General features: G+C 70.4%; 17 protein-coding genes and 1 riboswitch. Of the genes, 8 read left to right on the top strand and 9 right to left on the bottom strand.

Annotation, left to right across the window (positions count from 1 at the left end; genetic code table 11):
• The first annotated feature begins 58 nt into the window (after positions 1-58).
• From AB0947_RS21825 to AB0947_RS21810, 4 genes are all read left to right on the top strand, one after another.
• Positions 59-1,039 carry a tetratricopeptide repeat protein gene (locus tag AB0947_RS21825; protein WP_366751995.1) on the top strand — a complete coding sequence of 327 codons (981 nt, stop codon included), beginning with the start codon at positions 59-61 and terminating at the stop codon, positions 1,037-1,039.
• 65 nt (positions 1,040-1,104) lie between these two features.
• Positions 1,105-1,755, top strand: coding sequence for a peptide deformylase (gene def / locus AB0947_RS21820; RefSeq protein WP_366751994.1), 651 nt, complete (start codon positions 1,105-1,107; stop codon positions 1,753-1,755).
• A gap of 291 nt (positions 1,756-2,046) precedes the next feature.
• A complete protein-coding gene (gene cyc1 / locus AB0947_RS21815; RefSeq protein WP_366751993.1) occupies positions 2,047-3,132 on the top strand; it encodes an epi-isozizaene synthase in 1,086 nt (361 codons plus the stop codon).
• Complete coding sequence (locus AB0947_RS21810) at positions 3,129-4,553, top strand: cytochrome P450 (protein WP_366751992.1); 1,425 nt, start codon at positions 3,129-3,131, stop codon at positions 4,551-4,553. The genes cyc1 and AB0947_RS21810 overlap by 4 nt, the downstream gene beginning before the upstream one ends.
• A 21-nt stretch (positions 4,554-4,574) precedes the next feature.
• On the opposite strand, the gene AB0947_RS21805 is transcribed toward AB0947_RS21810, so the two are convergent.
• Positions 4,575-5,537 carry a helix-turn-helix domain-containing protein gene (locus AB0947_RS21805; protein ID WP_366751991.1) on the bottom strand — a complete coding sequence of 321 codons (963 nt, stop codon included), beginning with the start codon at positions 5,535-5,537 and terminating at the stop codon, positions 4,575-4,577.
• A gap of 93 nt (positions 5,538-5,630) precedes the next feature.
• On the opposite strand from AB0947_RS21805, the gene AB0947_RS21800 reads away from it, so the two are divergent.
• Both AB0947_RS21800 and AB0947_RS21795 read left to right on the top strand, forming a co-directional pair.
• Positions 5,631-5,846, top strand: a complete 216-nt coding sequence (locus AB0947_RS21800; RefSeq protein WP_366751990.1) for a hypothetical protein — start codon at positions 5,631-5,633, stop codon at positions 5,844-5,846.
• A 72-nt stretch (positions 5,847-5,918) separates the two neighbouring features.
• Positions 5,919-6,704 (top strand): hypothetical protein, encoded by a 786-nt coding sequence (locus AB0947_RS21795; RefSeq protein ID WP_366751989.1) that lies wholly within the window; start codon positions 5,919-5,921, stop codon positions 6,702-6,704.
• A gap of 7 nt (positions 6,705-6,711) precedes the next feature.
• On the opposite strand, the gene AB0947_RS21790 is transcribed toward AB0947_RS21795, so the two are convergent.
• The 3 genes from AB0947_RS21790 to AB0947_RS21780 all read right to left on the bottom strand — a co-directional run bounded on the left by AB0947_RS21790 (position 6,712) and on the right by AB0947_RS21780 (position 10,888).
• Positions 6,712-7,725, bottom strand: a complete 1,014-nt coding sequence (locus AB0947_RS21790; RefSeq protein ID WP_366751988.1) for a ribonucleotide-diphosphate reductase subunit beta — start codon at positions 7,723-7,725, stop codon at positions 6,712-6,714.
• Positions 7,725-10,082: a ribonucleoside-diphosphate reductase subunit alpha gene (locus AB0947_RS21785; protein WP_366751987.1), complete on the bottom strand. Its 2,358-nt coding sequence runs from the start codon at positions 10,080-10,082 to the stop codon at positions 7,725-7,727. Before AB0947_RS21785 ends, AB0947_RS21790 begins: the two co-directional genes overlap by 1 nt.
• 122 nt (positions 10,083-10,204) lie before the next feature.
• A riboswitch (cobalamin riboswitch) is annotated at positions 10,205-10,342 on the bottom strand.
• Between the two features lie 39 nt (positions 10,343-10,381).
• Positions 10,382-10,888 carry a GNAT family N-acetyltransferase gene (locus AB0947_RS21780; protein ID WP_366751986.1) on the bottom strand — a complete coding sequence of 169 codons (507 nt, stop codon included), beginning with the start codon at positions 10,886-10,888 and terminating at the stop codon, positions 10,382-10,384.
• 154 nt (positions 10,889-11,042) lie between these two features.
• Here AB0947_RS21780 and AB0947_RS21775 point away from each other — a divergent pair, with 154 nt between their 5' ends.
• Positions 11,043-14,663 carry an ATP-binding protein gene (locus AB0947_RS21775; RefSeq protein WP_366751985.1) on the top strand — a complete coding sequence of 1,207 codons (3,621 nt, stop codon included), beginning with the start codon at positions 11,043-11,045 and terminating at the stop codon, positions 14,661-14,663.
• Positions 14,664-14,683: 20 nt separating this feature from the next.
• Here AB0947_RS21775 and mctP read toward each other — a convergent pair whose 3' ends face one another.
• The 5 genes from mctP to AB0947_RS21750 all read right to left on the bottom strand — a co-directional run bounded on the left by mctP (position 14,684) and on the right by AB0947_RS21750 (position 19,381).
• Positions 14,684-16,312, bottom strand: coding sequence for a monocarboxylate uptake permease MctP (mctP, locus tag AB0947_RS21770; RefSeq protein WP_366751984.1), 1,629 nt, complete (start codon positions 16,310-16,312; stop codon positions 14,684-14,686).
• Complete coding sequence (locus AB0947_RS21765; protein WP_366751983.1) at positions 16,309-16,572, bottom strand: DUF3311 domain-containing protein; 264 nt, start codon at positions 16,570-16,572, stop codon at positions 16,309-16,311. The genes mctP and AB0947_RS21765 overlap by 4 nt, the downstream gene beginning before the upstream one ends.
• Before the next feature lie 137 nt (positions 16,573-16,709).
• On the bottom strand, positions 16,710-17,471 hold the full coding sequence (locus AB0947_RS21760) for a GntR family transcriptional regulator (RefSeq protein ID WP_366751982.1): 762 nt from the start codon (positions 17,469-17,471) through the stop codon (positions 16,710-16,712).
• A gap of 211 nt (positions 17,472-17,682) precedes the next feature.
• Positions 17,683-18,468, bottom strand: coding sequence for a glucosamine-6-phosphate deaminase (nagB, locus tag AB0947_RS21755; protein ID WP_366751981.1), 786 nt, complete (start codon positions 18,466-18,468; stop codon positions 17,683-17,685).
• Positions 18,469-18,628: 160 nt separating this feature from the next.
• Positions 18,629-19,381 (bottom strand): SDR family oxidoreductase, encoded by a 753-nt coding sequence (locus AB0947_RS21750; RefSeq protein ID WP_366751980.1) that lies wholly within the window; start codon positions 19,379-19,381, stop codon positions 18,629-18,631.
• Between the two features lie 93 nt (positions 19,382-19,474).
• Between AB0947_RS21750 and AB0947_RS21745 the strand changes: the two genes are divergently transcribed.
• Positions 19,475-20,104 (top strand): TetR/AcrR family transcriptional regulator, encoded by a 630-nt coding sequence (locus AB0947_RS21745; protein WP_366751979.1) that lies wholly within the window; start codon positions 19,475-19,477, stop codon positions 20,102-20,104.
• Positions 20,105-20,149: the final 45 nt, after the last annotated feature.

Genomic DNA, 20,149 nt, shown 5'->3' with positions numbered 1-20,149 from the left:
GGGTGTCAGGGGGCACAAGCCAGCCCACAGCGGGAAATGGAACTGGCAGGCGGGAATCGTGAGGATCTTCGGCAAGGGACGGCACCGGCCCTCCGCCTCCTGGCGGCAGGCCACCGACCGGGCGTTCACGCTCATCGGCGACGGCCGGTACGAGGACGCGGGTGAGCTGCTGACACGCGCCGCCGATCTGGAACCCTGGCTGTCGGAGTCCTGGTTCAACCTCGCCCTGCTGCACAAGTTCCGGCACGACTGGGAGCAGGCGCGCGCGGCCGGACTGCGTGCGGTCGCCCTGCTCGAACGGGAGACCGGGGCGCCCGACTGGTGGAACGTCGGCATCGCCGCGACCGCCCTTCAGGACTGGCCGCTGGCCCGCCGGGCCTGGCAGGCGTACGGGCTGAAGGTGCCCGGCGGAGCCGCGGCCTCCGCCGAGCCCGTCGGCATGGAGCTGGGCAGCGCGGCCGTACGGCTCTCCCCGGAAGGCGAGGCCGAGGTGGTCTGGGGCCGCCGGCTGGACCCCGCACGGATCGAGGTGCTGTCGATCCCGCTGCCCTCGTCCGGGCGGCGCTGGGGGGAGGTCGTGCTGCACGACGGCGTCCCGCACGGCGAGCGCACCACCTCGGACGGGCACTCCTACCCGGTCTTCGACGAGATCGAACTGTGGGCGCCGTCGCCCGTCCCCACCTGGGTGGTCCTGCTGGAGGCGGCCACCGAGGCCGACCGGGACGCGCTGGAGCAACTCGCCGCGGACGCGGGCTTCGCAGCGGAGGACTGGTCCTCGTCGGTACGGCTGCTGTGCCGGATGTGCAGCGAGTCCCGCATGCCGTCCGACGAGGGCGAGGGGGTGCACCTGGACCCGCACGACCACAGCGAGCCGGGTCACCCCGGGCCGCTCGGGCACCGGACGGACGGGCAGCTGTGGGTGCCGGAGCGGGAGTGCGGTGTCGCGGCCCCGGCCTCCCTGGTGCGGGGGCTGCTCGACGGATGGGTCGCCGACAGCCCGGACTCGCGGGACTGGCGCGATCTGGAAGAGGTCTGCTGAGCGGGCGCCGTACCCTGTATCAGCAACATCTCTGCCCTGTTCTTTGAGGAAGGCGTACGTCGGTCATGGCGCAGCAGGACACCGGTCAGCAGCACGCGGGCGTGCTCCCCGTCGACGGCGAGGGCTATGTCGTCGACACGGAGGACTGCGAGGAGCGCGAGAGGGCCTGGCGCGAGCGCGGCACCTCCCGGCCGATCACGGTCGTCGGCAACCCGGTGCTGCACAAGGAGTGCAAGGACGTCACCGAGTTCGGCGAGGATCTCCAGCAGCTCGTCGCCGACATGTTCGCCAGCCAGCGCACCGCCGAGGGCGTGGGCCTGGCCGCCAACCAGATCGGTGTCGACCTGAAGGTCTTCGTCTACGACTGCCAGGACGACGCGGGCGTCCGGCACGTGGGCGTGGTCTGCAACCCCAAGCTCGTCGACCTGCCCGCCGAGAAGCGCCGGCTGGACGACAGCAACGAGGGCTGCCTGTCCGTGCCCACGGCGTACGCGTCGCTCGCCCGCCCCGACTACGCCGAGGTGACCGGCCAGGACGAGCAGGGCAACCCGGTCAAGGTCCGCGGCACCGGCTACTTCGCCCGCTGTCTGCAGCACGAGACCGACCACCTCTACGGCTACCTGTACATCGACCGGCTGTCGAAGCGGGACCGCAAGGACGCGCTGCGGCAGATGGCGGAGAACGAGCCGCGCTACCCCGTGGTCGCCAACGACTGAGCGACGCCGCGCACTCGGGGCGCCCCGTCCGGATCCTTCCTGGGCGGGGCGCCTTCGCGTTGCCGCATCCCGCTCGTTCGCGCGTCGTACAAACGGTCCCTTCTGCGCCCCCTGGTGATCCTTAACCAGTCACACAAGGGGGGATTCGAGGCGCCTTGGGGTGGTGAATGAGGCAAATCCGTTCCCACGGCGGTCAGTTGTGGTGCTGAATGGAAGTGCGGGACACGCAACGGCGCACGCCCGGCACAACGGGAGGGGTGTGCGCACCTGGCGGCTGAGAGGGGTTTGTTCGTGCAGGCTTTCCCACACAGCACCACAGCGACGCAGACGGCGGTCACAGTCCCACCCTCACTGGTACTCCCGGTGATCGAGTCCGCCTTTCCACGGCAACTGCATCCGTATTGGCCACGGCTCCAGGAGAAGACCCGGCTCTGGCTCCTGGAAAAGCGGCTCATGCCGCCGGCCAAGGTTCGGGAATATGCCGATGGCCTGTGCTACACCGACCTCATGGCGGGCTACTACACCGGTGCGCCCGACGACGTCCTGCAGGCCATAGCCGACTACAGCGCCTGGTTCTTCGTCTGGGACGACCGCCACGACCGCGACATCGTGCACGGCCGGGCGGGGGACTGGCGGCGGCTGCGGCACCGGCTGCACGCGGCCCTGGACGCGCCCAGGCACCATCTGCACCACCCCGACCCGCTGGTGGCGGGCTTCGCGGACTGCGTGCTGCGGCTGTACGGCTTCCTGTCACCCACCTGGAACCAGCGGTTCGCCCGCCACTTCCACGCGGTCGTCGAGGCCTACGACCGTGAATTCCGCAACCGCACCGAGGGATACATACCCGGTGTCGAGGAATACCTCGCGCTGCGCCGGCTCACCTTCGCGCACTGGATATGGACGGATTTGCTCGAACCCAGTGCCGGATGCGAACTCCCGGACGCCGTGCGGAAGAACCCGGCCTACCGCCGGGCGGCCCTCCTCAGTCAGGAATTCGCCGCCTGGTACAACGACCTCTGCTCGCTTCCGAAGGAAATAGCGGGCGACGAGGTGCACAATCTCGGAATCAGCCTCATCACCCACAAGGGGCTGACCCTGGAAGAAGCGGTGGACGACGTCCGGCGGCGCGTCGAGGAATGCATCGGTGCATTCCTCCTGGCCGAACAGGACGCCCTGGGGTTCGCCCGCGACATCGACGACGGAACGGTCCGCGGAAAGGAGCTGGGCGCCGCGGTCCAGTCCTGTGTCGGCGCTATGCGCAACTGGTTCAGCTCCGTCTACTGGTTCCACCACGAGTCCGGCCGGTACATGGTCGACAGCTGGGACGACCGCTCCACGCCCCCGTACGTCACGAACGAAGCGGCAGGTGAGAAATGACCGTCGAGTCGGTACAGCCCGCGAACCCCGGGACGCCCGCGAACGCGGGGACGCCCGCGAACCCCGGGACGCCCGCGAACCCCGAGGCGTCCGGCCTGCGTGAACCGCCCCTGGCCGGAGGTGCCGTACCGGTCCTCGGGCACGGTCTGAAACTGGTCCGCGACCCGCTCGCCTTCATGTCCGGGCTGCGTGAGCACGGAGACGTCGTCCGGCTGAAGCTCGGCCCCAAGACGGTGTACGCCGTCACCACCCCGGCGCTCACCGGAGCACTGGCCCTGAACCCCGACTTCAAGATCGACGGCCCGCTCTGGGAATCGCTCGAAGGCCTGCTCGGCAAGGAGGGCGTGGCCACCGCGAACGGTCCCCGGCACCGCCGGCAGCGGCGCACCATACAGCCCGCGTTCCGGCTGGACGCGATACCCGGTTACGGCCCGGTCATGGAGGAGGAGGCGCACGCCCTGACCGACCGCTGGAAACCCGGCGGCACCATCGACTGCACCTCCGAGTCCTTCCGGGTCGCCGTCCGCATCGCGGCCCGCTGCCTGCTGCGCGGCGACTGCATGGACGAGCGCGCGGAACGGCTCAGCATCGATCTCGCCACCGTCTTCCGTGGTATGTACCGCCGGATGGTGATCCCGCTCGGCCCGCTCTACCGGCTGCCGTTCCCGGCCAACCGCGAATTCAACCGGGCGCTGGCCGATTTGCATCTGCTGGTGGACGAGATCGTCGCCGAGCGCAGGGCATCTGGTCAAAAGCCGGACGATTTGCTGACGGCATTGCTGGAGGCGAAGGACGACAATGGCGACCCCATCGGGGAACAGGAGATCCACGACCAGGTCGTCGCCATACTCACCCCCGGCAGCGAAACAGTCGCGTCCACGATCATGTGGCTGCTCCAGGTCCTCGCCGCACATCCGGAACACGCCGAGAAGGTACGGACCGAGGTCGAATCCGTGACCGGCGGCCGACCGGTCGGATTCGAGCACGTCCGCTCGCTCACACACACCAACAATGTCGTCGTCGAGGCCATGCGGCTCCGGCCCGCCGTATGGATATTGACGCGGCGCGCGGTGAGCGACACCGCGCTCGGCGGCTATCGCATTCCGGCCGGGGCGGACATCGTCTACAGCCCGTACGCCATCCAGCGCGACGCCCGCTCCTACGCCCGCCACCTCGACTTCGACCCCGACCGCTGGCTGCCCGAGCGGGCCAGGGAGGTGCCGAAGTACGCGATGAGCCCGTTCAGCGTGGGCAACCGCAAGTGCCCCAGCGACCACTTCTCCATGGCCCAGCTGAGCCTGATCACCGCGGCGATCTCCGCGAAGTACCGCTTCGAGCAGGCCGGCGGGTCCGACGACACCACCCGCGTGGGCATCACGCTGCGCCCGCAGAACCTGCTGCTGCGGGCGATGCCCTGGTAGGCCGCCCGCACCGGCGCGCGCTCAGGCGGCCTGCGGGCCCCGGAACGCGCGCCGGTAGGCGTTCGGGGTCGTCCCCAGCGCCCGGACGAACTGGTGGCGCAGCGCGGCGGCCGTACCGAACCCGGTGCGCCAGGCGATGGCGTCCATCGTCTCGTCCGTGCCCTCCAGCAACTCCTGGGCCAGCAGCACGCGTTGACGCAAGATCCACCGGTACGGCGTGGTACCGGTCTCCTGCTGGAAGCGCCGGGCGAAGGTGCGCGGCGCCATGTGGGCGCGGGCGGCGAGCTGTTCGACGGTCACCTCCTGGTCGAGGTGGGCCTCCATCCAGGCGAGCACCTCACCGACCGTGTCGCAGGGCGCCTTCGGCAGGGGCCGCTCGATGAACTGCGCCTGCCCGCCGTCCCGGTGCGGCGGCACCACCATCCGACGGGCGATCTTGTTGGCCACCTCCGGTCCCTGCTCCTTGCGCACGAGGTGCAGACAGGCGTCGATCCCGGCGGCGGTGCCGGCCGAGGTGATCACGGGGTCCTCGTCCACGTACAGCACATCCGGCTCGACCGTGAGCCGCGGGTAGCGCCGGGTCAGCTGCTCGGCGTTGTGCCAGTGCGCCGCGCACCGCCGCCCGTCCAGCAGCCCCGCCGCCGCGAGGACGAACACCCCGGAGCAGACGCTGAGCACCCGGGCGCCCCGGTCCACGGCCCGCCGCAGCGCCGCCAGCAGCTCCTCCGGATACTCGCGCCGCGTGTAGGTCTCCCCGGCCGGCACGGCGATCAGATCGGCCTCTTCCAGCCGCTCCAGGCCGTACGGCGTGGACACGGTGAACCCGCAGTGGGTGCTCAGGACGGGCCCCTCCGCCGACACCACGGCGAAGTCGTACCCGGGCAGCCCGTCGTCGCTGCGGTCGATGCCGAACACCTCGCACACGACACCCAGCTCGAAGGGATGCACTCCGTCCAGCAGCACGGCGGCCACGTTCTTCAGCATGCTGCCAGTGTGCCTCGGCGCTGGCAGGAATTCGAGGCTCTACGGCAGTCCTGCCACTCCCGGTAAGGAGTGTCCGGAGCGACAGTGGTGTACATGAACGGAAACCAGATAGAAGGCCTGATCGGAATGCTCGCCACCTTCGGGATCCTGGTCCTGCTGGTCCTCCCGTCCGTGCTCGGCATCGTGCGCGACCGGCGCATCGACCGCCAGCTCAGGGCGGCCGAGCGGCCGGCGGCACCCCGGACCACCGGGCCGGCGCAGGAGCCCGAGCCCCACAGGAGGCGCCACGGCGCGGCCCGCGCCGCCTGACGGAAGCCGCGTGTGAGATCCCTGTCTCCCCGCTGTGTAACCTCTCCTCTCCACACCACAAGGGGAGGGAACATGCGAGGCAGAACGTCTCGAACGGCCTGGGCGCTGGCGGGCGGGGCCACGGCCCTGACGCTGCTGACCGCGACGGGCGCCCACGCGGAGGGCAGGGGAGACATCCGCGTCGTGAAGACCGTCGTCAACAAGGGCGGGAACGTGATCGTCGGCACGACGAAGAAGGTCACGTTCCCCATCGCCCTCACGATCAAGGACGACTCGGGCGTGAAGGGCGTGAGCGATGCCGACACCTTCAACTCGGCCTACGGCTGGGGCTTCTTCGAGCGGGCCGGGACCTCGTGCGTGAAGAAGTCGCACACCACGTCGGTGTGCACGGTCACGATGACGGCCGACCCGGCCTGGATCCGCCAGAGTGACGACATGGACAGCAACAAGCTGGCCGGCGTCTGGCAGGTCGACGCCACCGTCAAGGCGAACGACGGCGACTACTGGATCTCCGACCGGATCGCCGAGTACAAGGTGAAGCGTGCCTCGCGGCTGACCACGGACGCCTCGCCCGAGCCCGTCGCCAAGGGCGCCAAGCTGACCGTCACCGGCCGGCTGTCCCGGGCGAACTGGGAGGACCTGAAGTACCACGGGTTCACCGGGCAGGACGTGCGGCTGCAGTTCAAGGCGGCCGGCGCCGCCCACTACCGTACGGTGAAGACCGTGCGCACGGGCGACGCCGGAAAGCTCAGCACCAAGGTCACCGCCACCTCGGCGGGCAGCTGGCGCTGGTACTTCCCCGGCACGACGACGACCGCGCGGGTCGTGTCGGCCGGGGACGCGGTGAAGCTGAAGTAACGGCCGGTCAGAAGTCCTCGTCCAGGTCGACCGTGCCCTCCACGGCGACCTGGTAGGCCGACGGGCGGCGCTCGAAGAAGTTGGTCAGTTCCTGGACGCCCTGGAGTTCCATGAAGGAGAAGGGGTTCTCGCTGCCGTAGACGGGGGCGAAGCCGAGGCGGGTGAGGCGCTGGTCGGCGACGCATTGCAGGTACTGGCGCATGGAGTCGGTGTTCATGCCGGGCAGGCCGTCGCCGCACAGATCCCGGGCGAACTGGAGCTCGGCTTCGACGGCCTCGTGGAGCATGTCGGTGACCTGTTGCCGGAGCTGGTCGTCGAAGAGGTCGGGTTCTTCCTTGCGGACGGTGTCGACGACGTCGAAGGCGAAACTCATGTGCATGGTCTCGTCGCGGAAGACCCAGTTGGTGCCGGTTGCCAGGCCGTGCAGGAGGCCGCGGCTGCGGAACCAGTAGACGTAGGCGAAGGCGCCGTAGAAGAAGAGTCCTTCGATGCAGGCCGCGAAGCAGATGAGGTTGAGCAGGAAGCGGCGGCGGTCCGCGGTGCTCTCCAGGCGGTCGATCTTCTCGACCTCGTTGATCCACTTGAAGCAGAACTCGGCCTTTTCGCGGATGGAGGGGATGTTCTCCACGGCGGCGAAGGCGGCGGCGCGGTCGTCGGGATCGGGGAGGTAGGTGTCCAGCAGGGTCAGGTAGAACTGGACGTGGACGGCTTCCTCGAAGAGCTGGCGGCTCAGGTACAGCCGCGCCTCTGGGGAGTTGATGTGCTTGTACAGCGTCAGCACCAGGTTGTTCGCCACGATCGAGTCGCCGGTGGCGAAGAACGCGACCAGCCGGCCGATGAGGTGCTGCTCTTCCGGCGTCAGCTTGGCGAGGTCGGCCACGTCGGAGTGGAGGTCGACCTCTTCGACGGTCCAGGTGTTCTTGATGGCGTCCCGGTAGCGCTCGTAGAAGTCGGGGTAGCGCATGGGGCGGAGAGTCAGCTCGAAGCCCGGGTCGAGCAGGTTCTGGGATCGGGTGGTCATTACTGGCAGGCCTCGCAGGACTCGGGGTTTTCCAGGGAGCAGGCGATCGCTTCCGGGTCGGTGGTCTGTTGTGCGGGGACGGTGGCCTGGGCGGCGCGGGCGATGCGGGTCGCGGGGCGGGAGCGCAGATAGTACGTCGTCTTGAGCCCGGACTTCCAGGCGTAGGCGTACATCGAGGAGAGCTTGCCGATCGTCGGCGTCTCCAGGAACAGGTTCAGCGACTGGGCCTGGTCGAGGAACGGGGTGCGGGCGGCGGCCATGTCGATGAGGCCGCGCTGGGGGATCTCCCAGGCCGTGCGGTACAGGGCGCGGATCTCCTCGGGGATCCAGGGGAAGTCCTGGATGGAGCCGCCCGAGTCGCGCAGGGCTTCGCGGGTGCGGGCGTCCCAGACGCCGAGGTTCTTCAGGTCCTGTACGAGGTAGGAGTTGACCTGGAGGAACTCACCCGAGAGGGTCTCGCGCTTGAACAGGTTGGAGACCTGGGGCTCGATGCACTCGTACACCCCCGCGATCGACGCGATCGTGGCCGTCGGCGCGATCGCGAGGAGCAGCGCGTTGCGCATGCCCGTCTGTGCGATCCGCTTGCGGAGGGCGTCCCAGCGTCCGGGCCAGGTGAGGTCGACGTCGTAGTGGTCGGGGTGGAGGACGCCCCGGGCGGCGCGGGTCTGCTTCCAGGCGGGCAGGGGGCCGTTGCGTTCGGCGAGGTCGGCGGAGGTCTCGTAGGCGGCGAGCATGATCCGCTCGGCGATCCGCGTGGAGAGGGCCTTGGCTTCCGCCGAGTCGAAGGGCAGGCGGAGCCTGAAGAAGACGTCCTGCAGGCCCATCGCGCCCAGGCCGACCGGGCGCCACCTGGCGTTGGAACGCCCCGCCTGCTCGGTGGGGTAGAAGTTGATGTCGACCACGCGGTCCAGGAAGGTGACGGCCGTGCGGACCGTCTGGTCCAGCCGCTCCCAGTCGATGTCCCCGGTCGTGGTGTCCACGAAGGCGCCGAGGTTGACCGAGCCGAGGTTGCAGACGGCCGTCTCGCCGTCGTCGGTGACCTCCAGGATCTCGGTGCACAGGTTGGAGGAGTGGATGACGTTGCCGGGTTCGGCGGTCTGGTTGGCGGTGCGGTTGGCGGCGTCCTTGAACGTCATCCAGCCGTTGCCGGTCTGGGCGAGGGTGCGCATCATCCGCCCGTACAGGTCCCTGGCCGCGATGGTCTTCTTCGCCAGGCCCGCCGCCTCGGCCCTGCGGTAGGCGGTGTCGAAGTCCTCGCCCCACAAGTCGACCAGTTCGGGCACGTCGGCGGGGGAGAACAGCGACCACTGCCCGTCGGCGTTGACCCGGCGCATGAACTCGTCGGGGATCCAGTGCGCGAGGTTGAGGTTGTGGGTGCGGCGGGCGTCCTCGCCGGTGTTGTCCCGCAGCTCCAGGAACTCCTCGATGTCGGAGTGCCAGGTCTCCAGGTAGACCGCTGCCGCGCCCTTGCGCCGGCCGCCCTGGTTGACCGCCGCCACCGACGCGTCCAGGGTCTTCAGGAACGGCACGATCCCGTTGGAGTGCCCGTTCGTCCCCCGGATCAGCGAACCGCGCGAGCGGATGCGGGAGTAGGACAGGCCGATGCCGCCGGCGTGCTTCGACAGGCGGGCGACCTGGTGGTAGCGGTCGTAGATGGAGTCCAGCTCGTCCCGCGGGGAGTCCAGCAGGTAGCAGGACGACATCTGGGGGTGTCGCGTACCGGAGTTGAACAGGGTGGGGGAGGACGGCAGGTAGTCCAGGCGGCTCATCAGGCCGTACAGGGACGCCACTTCGTCCACGGAGCGGGTCGTGTCGTCCTCCGCGAGGCCGCTCGCCACGCGCAGCAGGAAGTGCTGGGGTGTCTCCACGACCCTGCGGGTGACCGGGTGGCGCAGCAGGTAGCGGCTGTGCAGGGTGCGCAGGCCGAAGTAGCCGAAGCGGTCGTCGGCCGCGGGGTCGACCAGCGCGTCGAGGCGCTCGGCGTGCAGCCGCACGAACTCGGCGGTGCGGTCGGCGATCAGGCCCTCGCGGTGGCCGACCGCGACCGACTCGGTGAAGGACGTCACGCCCTGCGAGGCGGCCTCGTCCCGGATGGCGAGGGTCAGCAGCCGGGCGGCCAGCTTCGAGTACGCGGGATCCTCGGAGATCAGGCCGGCCGCGGCCTCCGTGGCCAGCTCCCGCAACTCCGCCTCGTCGGCCCGGGCGGACCGGCCCCGCAGCGCGGCGGCGGCCACCCGGCCCGGGTCGGCGTCGGGCAGGTCGGCGGTCAGCTCGGTCAGGATCCGCAGCAGCGCGGCACCGGGACCGTCGGTCTCCGGCTCGCTGACTGAGGCCGGGTCGGCTGGCGCGATGGTCACGTGGGGCTCTCCCTCGCTCGGCACGGGGCCTGGCGGGAGGCGGGGGCGGTCACGAGCGCGCACGGCGTCGCGTCCACCGGCCCATTCCACGAGGCCCGGACGTCAGAACCACCCGGGCCTGGACGGCCGGGTGCACCGCCGGCAGGTCTTCGGACTCGACACGCGTGCGGGGGCACACGGGTACACCGTTGCGGGACAGTTCCGGATTCGCACCGGATTCCCCTGCGACGACAGCGAGGACGAGCATACATCTAGTGCCGGGCTGCCATGTCACCCCCAGATGTAGTGTCGGCCCGGCCTCAGAGGGTCAACTCGTACGCGAGGAGCGTGAGGTCGTCCCGGCCCGGGAGGGGATTCCAGTCCCGCTCGGGGGCGCGGACGAAACCGAGGCGGGTGTAGATGCGGTGGGCGGTGTGCATGGTCCGCTGGGTGGACAGGACCACGCGCACGCAGCCCTCGGTGGCCCGCCCGCGCTCGACGCAGGCCCGCACCAGCGCCTCCCCCACGCCCCGGCCCCGGGCCGCGGGGGCGACCGCGAGCATCCTGATCTCCGCCTCCCCCGGGCCGGCGATGTCGGTCATGGGGCCGCCGGAGCGGACGAAGGTGACCCCGCCGAGGAGCACGCCGTCGCGGACGGCCACGAGGACGTCCGCGGCGGCGGCCCGCTTCGCCACGTCCCTCAGCTCGCCGAGGTACCAGTCGCTCTCGTCGAAGGCGAGGAGGCCGTCACGGACATAGGCCCCGGCGGTGATCTCGCCCAGGTCGTCGTACTCGCCGGGAGCTGCCCGCCGGATCACGAAGTCCATGACACCGAGTCTGCCCGAGGGGTGCGGCGCGGATTCCCGGGGATCCGCGGCGGTCGCCTGCCGGGTTGCGGGGCGGAATGCCCATGTTTTCATGGAAACAGGTGCTGTGTGGGGTCCTCCGTGCCGAAAGCTGGTCTCGGAAGGAGAACGCACCATGACGAGAATCGTCCGTCACCCACCGGGCAAGGAGCGACCACGCAACGCGCCGATGGCGACGCTGTACGCGCGACGGGCGTGGTGCCGGGGCAGGCGGTTCTTCCTGGGCTACTGGCACCACCTGACCATCAGGTCGGAAGCCCGGCTCGACACCACCCGCCCCCGCAAGTGGCGCAGATGGGCCTCGTACACCAACGTGAACCGGGTCGTGTGGGCCCTTGCCGCCCTCGCCGTCCTGGCGTGGGCCGGAGAGGGCGTGTACATCCTGATCTCGCACCGCACGACGCGGTTCGAGACGTGGCGGAACGGCAACCAGGGCTTCGACGACGTGCTCCGCTTCGTCGGTCCGGTGCTCTCCGCTTCGATCGCCGCCGCCCTCTTCCTGTTCTTCTGGTACTGGTGGACCAAGCGGCGCTACCTCGCGAAGGCGCGCAGGCACCCCCGCGATCTGGTGCCCACCGCCGGCCCCGACATCGCCGAGATCGTGGGCCGCGAGGAGATCGCCCGGGTCATCGCCCAGCGGCTGCGGCAGCGTGAGACCCGCAGGCCCTATGTGCTCGTCGGCGGTGTGGGCACGGGCAAGACGGCCGTCCTGGTGCGGCTCACCGAACTGCTCGCCCGGCAGCACGCCGTGCCCGTGCCGATCCGGCTGCGGGACGCAACCGGCGCCGATCTCAACTTCGAGCGCATGGCCAGGGAACGGTTCGCCGAGGAAGCACCCCGCGGCATCCTCGCACGCACCAAGAACGACCGGGTCTGGCAGCAACTGCTCGCCGACGACAAGGTGGTCGTCCTCGCCGACGGCCTGGAGGAGGCGGTCCTCGACGAGCGCCTCCAGGAGGACAGGGACAACATCATCCGCAGGGCCATCGAGTGCGCCCACGAGGACAGGCTGCCGCTCGTCATCGCGTCGCGGCCGCACAGCCCGCTGGAGAGCACCCCCGCCGCGATCGTGGAGCTGGAACCGCTCAGCGAGGAGGAGGCGCTGTACTTCGTCGAGGCCCGCATCCCGGAGACGGACGAGCGCCGCGTGGACTGGATCGTGGAGACCGCGGAGGTCACGGAGTCGCCCATCTACCTGCAGATCGCCCGCGAACTGCACCACCACGGCGGCCTGGAACGCGACCGTCCGCGCGAGGACAGGGACCGGCTGGACACCCGGAGCTGGGACCGCAGCACACTGCGGCTGTGGCTGCTGGAGACCTGGGATCTCGCGGTGCGGGAGGGCCGGCTGCGCGGGGACGTCGAGCTGACCCCGCAGGAGCGCGGCGACACGCTGGAGGTGGTCTCGGCGCTCGCCTGCGTCGGACTGCTCCAGGACAAGCTGGAGGTCGGCTTCACCGAGCTGCTGGGCGACGCCGTGCACCCCGGTCCGGCGCGGCGGACCCGGGCCAGGGCGGGGCACCTGTGGGCCGGGAGACCCGGTTTCCACCACTACGACGAGCGAGGGAACGCCTTCACGGAGTGGCACCGGCAGCGGATCTGGGACACGCTCTGCGGCCATCTGAGCCGGGAACAGAGAGAGCGTCTGACCCAGGGCGACCTGTGCCAGTGCCAGAGCGCGCTCGCCCACCTGGCGGCCAACGCGAACAGGCTCCAGTTGGTGGAGAGCTTCGAGAAGAGGGTGCGCTTCCCCCACAGCATCATGCAGGCCTACTTCGGCTTCCGTCTGCTGCGGCACCTCGACGAGCGCGACGCCGGCGAGCTGATCGAGCAGGCGCTGCGGCCGCCCGGCCCCAGCCGTGAGCTGCTCATCGCCGCGGTGCTGCACTCCCGCCACCGGGTGGCGAGGCTCTCGGCCGGGGGAGGCAGTCTCGGGGCCGAGTGGCAGAAGACCCGGACCGAACTGCTGCGCCGCGCCCCCCTGTACGGCCACCCCCTGGCCCAGCGGCTCTTCATGGCCGCGAACCACCGTGCGAACGACCCCAAGGCCCTCGACCTGTACGCGGCGGCTCTGGAGGCCGACAGCGTGGAACGCCGGTCACGGCTGCTGTGCGACATCGTCGAGCGGGTGCACAGCCGCTGGCCCGGCATCCAGGGCGACCGCCGCACCGTCGAGGACGCGAAGCTGGCCCTGCTCAAGCAGCTCGGCACGGCACTGCGCGCGGCCTCGGAGCAGACCGACACCATGCCGCTGTACGACCACCTCTTCCACCTCGGCAAGGTGGAGCCCTCGCACGCCGTACGCCTGGCGGTCGCCCAGGAGTTCGGCAGCGGCGGCAACGACGCGTTCGCCTTCATCCGGGAGAAGATCGGCCTGGACACCGACCCCGTCAGGGAGTACGACAAGGCGGTCGGCCGGCTGAGAGCCGACAAGAGGGACCGGTACCAGGACTGGACGGAGCGGATGCGGAAGGCGCTGGCCGACCGCGCCCCCTCGCGGAACGCGTCGCCGGCGGAGGTCGACCGGCTCCAGGAGGAGCGCAAGGAGATCAAGCGGCAGTACCGCACGGCCCGTATCGAGCTGTGCAGGGAGTTCATGATGCGGGCCTGGATGCTCCCCATGCTCCTGGGCTCCGTCGACGACGCCCACCGCGACGAGGCCCGGGACCGCCTGACCAAGTGGCTGCGCCACCTCGACCCGAAGGACACCCACGGCAGCCCTGACCTGCCCCTCCTGCTGGAGGCCGCGCTGGCCCAGGGCTTCAAGTTCGCGGCCAACCGGCGCAAACGCCACCCGTACTCCTACCCGGGCAGCCGGGCCGACCTGATCCGGCAGGCGGAGACCGTGCTGCAGCAGTCCCGCTGCTGGTACACGCAGGTGATGCTGCTTCAGGCGCTGTGCCTGTGGGAGCTCCCGGACAGCGTCGGCCGCCATGAGCAGGACGCGGACAGCGCGGTGTGGCGGGAGGACGACACCGACGGTTCCGGCGAGCGGTCCCGGGCGATCGGCGGGTGCAACGCGGTGCAGACGGTGCAGCGCTGGCTGTCGATGGCGGGCACGGTGAACCCCGCGCCCGGAGGGCCCGGCGGCGACGGCGACGCGCCCCGGCGGGTGCTGCACCCGTTCGTCGCCGAGGCGGGCGACTTGGTGGCCATGGCACTGGAGACCGGGCAGCCCGAACGGTTCCTCTGGATGGACGAGAAGACCGTCACCGACAACATCGGCTCGCGCACCGGGAACAACCGCGGCTACCGCAAGCACAACCTGTGGATCCCGCCCTCCGCCGGCTGGAGCACCCTCGACGGGCGCGCCCAGCGCCTCGTCGCCGACGTGCTGATCATGCTGAACCTGATCGAGCGGGACGGGTATCCGAGCGAGGTCGAGGAGCGCATGGCCCGTGCCGAGCGCCCCGGCATGCCGCTCCCGCCGTGCATCGGCACGGACCGCGAGCCGCTACGGCCCGGTCTGCGGCCCGGCACCTCCGCCCCGCCCCCGCCGGGCAGCGCCTGTCTGCCCGACTGCAAGTTCCAGCTGTGCCCGTACCCGCCCCGGGGCGGGGTGCCCCGGGGCGAGATCCGCGAGCCCTTCTGCCGCCAGCAGCAGGTCCTGCTGCCCGGCCCGATACGCCGGAAGCTGCCCCGGACCGTGCACAGGAAGACACCGCCCTGGGTGAGCATGCGCGTGCGCGAACTGGACGGCTTCTGGGACGCGATGGCCGGGCGCACGCGTGACTGAGCGCCCGGCCGGGACGCGGACTAGTGAGCGCTGTCCGCGGTGGCCGGGGGAAGTTCCACCTGGACACCGGGGTCGCCTGCGTCCGCCGTGTAGTCCTCCGGCTTGGTCTCGTCGACGCCCTCGGGAGCCTTGACGGCCTTCAGGACGAAGGTGAGGACGACGGTGACCAGGACGTTCAGGACGAACGCGGTGAGGCCGATGTAGCCGATCTCCCCGATGCCGGGGATCTCCTTGGCGTTGCCGCCGAAGTGCTTCTGCGTCGGCGAGGCGATGCCGTAGGCCGCGGCCGTGCCGTAGATCATGCCGACCGCCCAGCCGGCGAGCAGTGCCCAGCGGTGGAACCAGCGGGTGAACAGGCCGCCCACCAGCGCCGGGAAGGTCTGCAGGATCCAGATGCCGCCGAGGAGCTGGAAGTTGATGGCGACCGTCTTGTCCATGGTGAGGACGAAGACCAGCGCGCCGACCTTCACCAGCAGCGAGACCAGCTTGGAGACCTTGGTCTCCTGCTCCGCCGTCGCGTCGGGCTTGATGAAGTCCTTGTAGATGTTGCGGGTGAAGAGGTTGGCCGCCGCGATGGACATGATCGCCGCCGGGACCAGCGCGCCGATGCCGATCGCCGCGAACGCCACGCCCGCGAACCAGTCCGGGAACATGTCCTCGAACAGCTGAGGGATCGCCAGCTGGCCGTTGGTGACCTTCACGCCGGCCGCGATCGCCATGAAGCCCAGCAGCGCCAGCAGCCCGAGCATGAGGGAGTACAGCGGCAGGATCGTGGTGTTGCGGCGGATCACCTCACGGCTCCTGGACGACAGGGTCGCGGTGATCGAGTGCGGGTACATGAACAGCGCCAGCGCGGAGCCGAGGGCCAGGGTGGCGTACGTCCACTGGCTCGCCTCCGCGGGAGCCAGCGCCCCGCGCGGTTTGTGGGTGGCCGGGTTCACCTGGCTGAACGCCTGGCCCGCCTTGGCGAAGATGTCGTCGAACCCGCCCAGCTTGATCGGGATGTAGATGATCGCCACCGCGATGACGATGTAGATCAGGCCGTCCTTGACGAACGCGATCAGCGCGGGGGCGCGCAGACCGGACGAGTAGGTGTAGGCGGCCAGCACGCCGAAGGCGATGAGCAGCGGCAGGTCCTTCACGAACCAGTTGGTGTTCTCGCCGCCGCCGACGCCCATCACGTCCAGCACCGCCTGGATGCCGACAAGCTGGAGCGCGATGTACGGCATCGTCGCCAGGATGCCGGTCACCGCCACCGCCAGCGACAGGCCCTTCGAGCCGAACCGGCCGCGCACGAAGTCGGAGGTGGTGACGTACCCGTGGCGGTGCGAGACCGACCACAGACGGGGCAGGAACGTGAAGATCAGCGGGTACACCAGGATCGTGTACGGCACCGCGAAGAAGCCGGACGCGCCCGCCGCGTAGATCGCCGCCGGGACGGCGACGAAGGTGTACGCCGTGTACAGGTCGCCGCCCAGCAGGAACCAGGTGACCCAGGTGCCGAAGGACCGGCCGCCCAGACCCCACTCGTCCAGGGATTGCTCGTTCTCGGCCCTGCGCCAGCGCGCGGCCAGGAAGCCCATGACCGTGACGGCCAGGAAGAAGAAGATGAAGACGCCGAGCGCGACGCCGTTGACGCCGTCCTTCACTTCACCGCACCCCCGTTCGTGTCCTCGCGGGCACGCTGGTCACGCTGCCACAGCTTGTACGCCAGCATGGTGAGCGCGGTGGAGATCAGCACCCAGAGCATCTGGTACCAGTAGAAGAACGGGATCCCGATGAACGCGGGATCCGTCTTGGCGTACGAGCCGACCCACAGCATCGCCACGAAGGGCGCGACGAGACACAAGGCGATGACCACCCTGACCGGTGTCACCACCGGTGGCCTCACTTCAGGCGTTTCGGACATGCCACGGCTCCGTCTCCTCGCTGATCACCTGTGTAATGCGCAGGCAATCTAGGTGACGGTGTCCCGGGAGTGGAAGACCTCGTCCGCATATCGGTATATCGATTCAGCGAACATGCCGGGCACCGGCCGGCCGGCGCCTAGTCCACCGGCCGCTTGAGCCGCGCCACGAACTTGTACCGGTCCCCCCGGTACACCGACCGCACCCATTCCACCGGCTTGCCCTCGCGGTCCAGCGAGTGCCGGGAGAGCATCAGCATCGGCAGGCCCACGTCGGTGCCGAGCAGCCCCGCCTCGCGCGGTGTGGCCAGGGAGGTCTCGATGGTCTCCTCGGCCTCGGCGAGGTGGACGTCGTAGACCTCGGCGAGCGCGGTGTACAGGGAGGTGTACTTCACCAGCGAGCGTCTGAGGGCCGGGAAGCGCTTGGCCGACAGGTGGGTGGTCTCGATGGCCATCGGCTCGCCGTTGGCCATGCGCAGCCGCTCGATGCGCAGCACGCGCCCGCCGGCCGTGATGTCGAGCAGCTCGGCGAGCCGGTCGTCGGCGGTGACGTACCCGATGTCCAGCAGCTGCGAGGTCGGCTCCAGGCCCTGGGCGCGCATGTCCTCCGTGTAGGAGGTGAGCTGCAGCGCCTGGGAGACCTTGGGCTTGGCCACGAAGGTGCCCTTGCCCTGGATGCGCTCGAGCCGGCCCTCCACGACCAGCTCCTGGAGCGCCTGGCGCACCGTGGTGCGGGAGGTGTCGAACTCGGCGGCCAGCGTGCGCTCGGGCGGGACCGGGGTGCCCGGCGCCTGCGTCTCCGTCATGTCGAGCAGGTGCTTCTTCAGGCGGTAGTACTTCGGCACGCGCGCGGTACGGGTGGTGCCGGCCTCGTTCTCCGCACTGCTGACGTCGGTGCTCATGCTCTGCCTTCCCGGCTCCGAATGCCGAAAGCGACCGACAACCCCATCGGCCACGGCTCACATCGTGGCACGGGTTGTCGTCTCAGCACTCCACCCGCACGCTCCGTGATCTCCTCTATATACCGTTGCGCCCGCTGTTGGTCTAGTCCAACGGGAGGGCAAGCCCGGCGGGCCCGCTGGGCCGGGGCCGCCCTCCCTCGGGCGCTGCGGGTCAGATGCCCTGCCAGTCCGGCTTGTTCGCGTACGTGTGCCGGAAGTAGTCGGCCAGCTTCAGCTTGGAGGCGGCGGCCTCGTCGGCGACCACCGTCGCGTGCGGGTGGAGCTGGAGCGCGGAGGCCGGGCAGACGGCCGCGACGGGGCCCTCGACGGTCGCCGCGACCGCGTCCGCCTTGCCCTCGCCGGTCGCCAGCAGCACCAGGTGGCGGGCCTCCAAGATCGTCCCGATGCCCTGGGTGATGACGTGGTGCGGGACCTGCTCGATGTCGCCGTCGAAGAAGCGGGCGTTGTCGACACGGGTCTGCTCGGTCAGCGTCTTGATCCGGGTGCGCGAGGCGAGCGAGGAGCACGGCTCGTTGAAGCCGATGTGCCCGTCGGTCCCGATGCCGAGCAGTTGCAGGTCCACGCCGCCGGCCCCGGCGAGCGCGCGGTCGTACGCCTCGCACGCCGCCTGGACGTCCTCGGCCGTGCCGTCCGGTCCCATGAACGCGTCCATGTCTATGCCGAGCGGCTCCAGCACCTCGCGGCGCAGCACCGAGCGGTAGGACTCGGGGTGGTCGGCGGGCAGCCCCACGTACTCGTCGAGCTGGGCGATCCGCGCCCGCGAGACGTCCACGGCGCCGGAGCGCACCTTGGCGGCCAGTGCCTGGTAGACGGGCAGCGGGGTGGAGCCGGTGGCCACGCCGAGCAGGGCGCCGGGCTTGCGTCGCAGCAGCTGTGCCATGGCCTCGGCGATCAGTTCGCCGCCCGCCGCGGCGTCCGGAACGATGACAACTTCCACGCTGGGCCTGCCGTTCTGAAGAGGGCTCTGTGCGTCTCTAGGTGGTTTAGACCAATCTAACAGTATCGGCGTTCGAGAGCGCGGGAAAGGCGGGAGGGCGGAGAGGCGGGGTGGCGGGGAGGCGGGGAGGCGGGGAGGGCGGGCAGGTGCCGGGGGGTTGTCAGGTGAGAGAGCCTCCCGTCGCGTCCAGCCAGTGCCCGGTGACCCAGCGGCCGTCCTCCGAGACCAGGAAGGCGACCACGTCGGCGATGTCCGCCGGCGCGCCCACCCGGCCCAGCGCCGAGTACGCTGCCGCCCGCTGCCACGCCTCGTCGCTCGTGCGCAGCCACGGGGCGTTGACGTCGGTGTCCACGATGCCGGGCGCCACCGAGTTCACCGTGATCCCGCGGGGGCCGAGCACCTTGGACAGGTCCCGGGTGAAGACGTCCAGGGCCGCCTTCGTCATCGCGTACGCCATCAGGTCGGGCATCGCCGCGGTCCGGGAGAGGCCGGACGATATGGCCACCACCCGCCCGCCGTCCCGCAGCCGCTCCGCCCCGAGCCGGGTGAGGAAGAACGGGGCCTTCACGTTCACCGCGAAGAGCCGGTCGTACTCCTCCTCGTCGGTCTCCGCGAACGGGCGGGTGGTGCCGATGCCCGCGTTGTGCACCAGGATGTCCAGTCCGTCCGCGTGCCGGTCGAACTCCGTCCACAGCCGCTCGGCGTCCCCGGGCGTCCCCAGCTCCACCCCGAGCGGGAACGCCGACCCGCCGGCCTCCTCGATCGCCGCGACCGTCTCCTTCGCCGCGGTCTCGTCGCGCCCATAGTGCACCGCCACCCGCGCCCCGTCGCGTCCCAGCCGCTCGGCGATCCCTCGTCCGATGCCCCGGCTCGCGCCGGTGACCAGCGCCGTCTTCCCCGTGAGCACGCCCATGTCCGCCCCTCCAGGTTTGTCTAGCGGTCGCTACAGAAAAACCGTACACCACCTCGCCGACCATTTTCTAGGGGGCGCTATAAAATGGTCCCCATGACGACGGGTCAGGACACACGGGCACAGGGCGGCACGGGCCGGACGCGGGGCCGGCCGCGCTCCTTCGACCGGGCCACCGCGCTGGAGAAGGCGCTGATGGCCTTCTGGGAGCGGGGGTACGAGGCCACCTCGGTCTCCGACCTCACCCGGCTCATGGGCATCGGCGCACCCAGTCTGTACGCGGCCTTCGGCGACAAGCGGACCCTCTTCGACGAGGTCGTGCGGGTCTACGCCGGCTCGCACGGCGCCTTCACCGACCGCGCCCTCGCCGAGGAGCCCACGGCCCGGGCGGGTGTCGCCCGCATGCTCCGCGAGGCCGCCGCCGAGTACACCGACCCCGGCCACCCGCACGGCTGCCTGATCGTCCACGCGGCCACCAACTGCACCAGCCCCGAGGTGGAGACGCTGCTGCGCGACATGCGCAACGCGAACATCGCCGCGGTCGAAGCCCGGATCCGGGCGGACATCGCCGCCGGGCTGCTGCCGGCCGGCACCGACGCCGCCGCCCTCGCCCGGCACACCGGCGCGATGATCCAGGGCATGTCCCAGCAGGCCCGCGACGGCGCACGCCGGGAGGAACTGGAAGCACTCGCGGAAATTGCCCTGTCCATCTGGCCCCACGACTGACCGGGGCGGGCTAGGCTGCGTGGCATCGCGTGCCGGTGCCCCTCG

Origin of the sequence: Streptomyces sp. NPDC047841 (assembly GCF_040704085.1) — a bacterium.
Lineage (GTDB): Bacteria > Actinomycetota > Actinomycetes > Streptomycetales > Streptomycetaceae > Streptomyces > Streptomyces argyrophylli.
Note: the sequence above shows the minus strand (reverse complement) of the source record. Positions and strands in the feature narration are given on the sequence as shown.

Bases quoted from the DNA above. Each gene is read 5' to 3' on its own strand.
- AB0947_RS21745 (WP_366751979.1), top strand. From the start codon at position 19,475: ATGACGACGGGTCAGGACACACGGGCACAGGGCGGCACGGGCCGGACG.
- AB0947_RS21805 (WP_366751991.1), bottom strand. From the start codon at position 5,537: ATGCTGAAGAACGTGGCCGCCGTGCTGCTGGACGGAGTGCATCCCTTC.
- def (WP_366751994.1), top strand. From the start codon at position 1,105: ATGGCGCAGCAGGACACCGGTCAGCAGCACGCGGGCGTGCTCCCCGTC.
- AB0947_RS21765 (WP_366751983.1), bottom strand. From the start codon at position 16,572: ATGTCCGAAACGCCTGAAGTGAGGCCACCGGTGGTGACACCGGTCAGG.
- AB0947_RS21750 (WP_366751980.1), bottom strand. From the start codon at position 19,381: ATGGGCGTGCTCACGGGGAAGACGGCGCTGGTCACCGGCGCGAGCCGG.
- AB0947_RS21790 (WP_366751988.1), bottom strand. From the start codon at position 7,725: ATGACCACCCGATCCCAGAACCTGCTCGACCCGGGCTTCGAGCTGACT.
- AB0947_RS21795 (WP_366751989.1), top strand. From the start codon at position 5,919: ATGCGAGGCAGAACGTCTCGAACGGCCTGGGCGCTGGCGGGCGGGGCC.
- AB0947_RS21780 (WP_366751986.1), bottom strand. From the start codon at position 10,888: ATGGACTTCGTGATCCGGCGGGCAGCTCCCGGCGAGTACGACGACCTG.
- AB0947_RS21810 (WP_366751992.1), top strand. From the start codon at position 3,129: ATGACCGTCGAGTCGGTACAGCCCGCGAACCCCGGGACGCCCGCGAAC.
- AB0947_RS21775 (WP_366751985.1), top strand. From the start codon at position 11,043: ATGACGAGAATCGTCCGTCACCCACCGGGCAAGGAGCGACCACGCAAC.
- AB0947_RS21760 (WP_366751982.1), bottom strand. From the start codon at position 17,471: ATGAGCACCGACGTCAGCAGTGCGGAGAACGAGGCCGGCACCACCCGT.
- AB0947_RS21800 (WP_366751990.1), top strand. From the start codon at position 5,631: ATGAACGGAAACCAGATAGAAGGCCTGATCGGAATGCTCGCCACCTTC.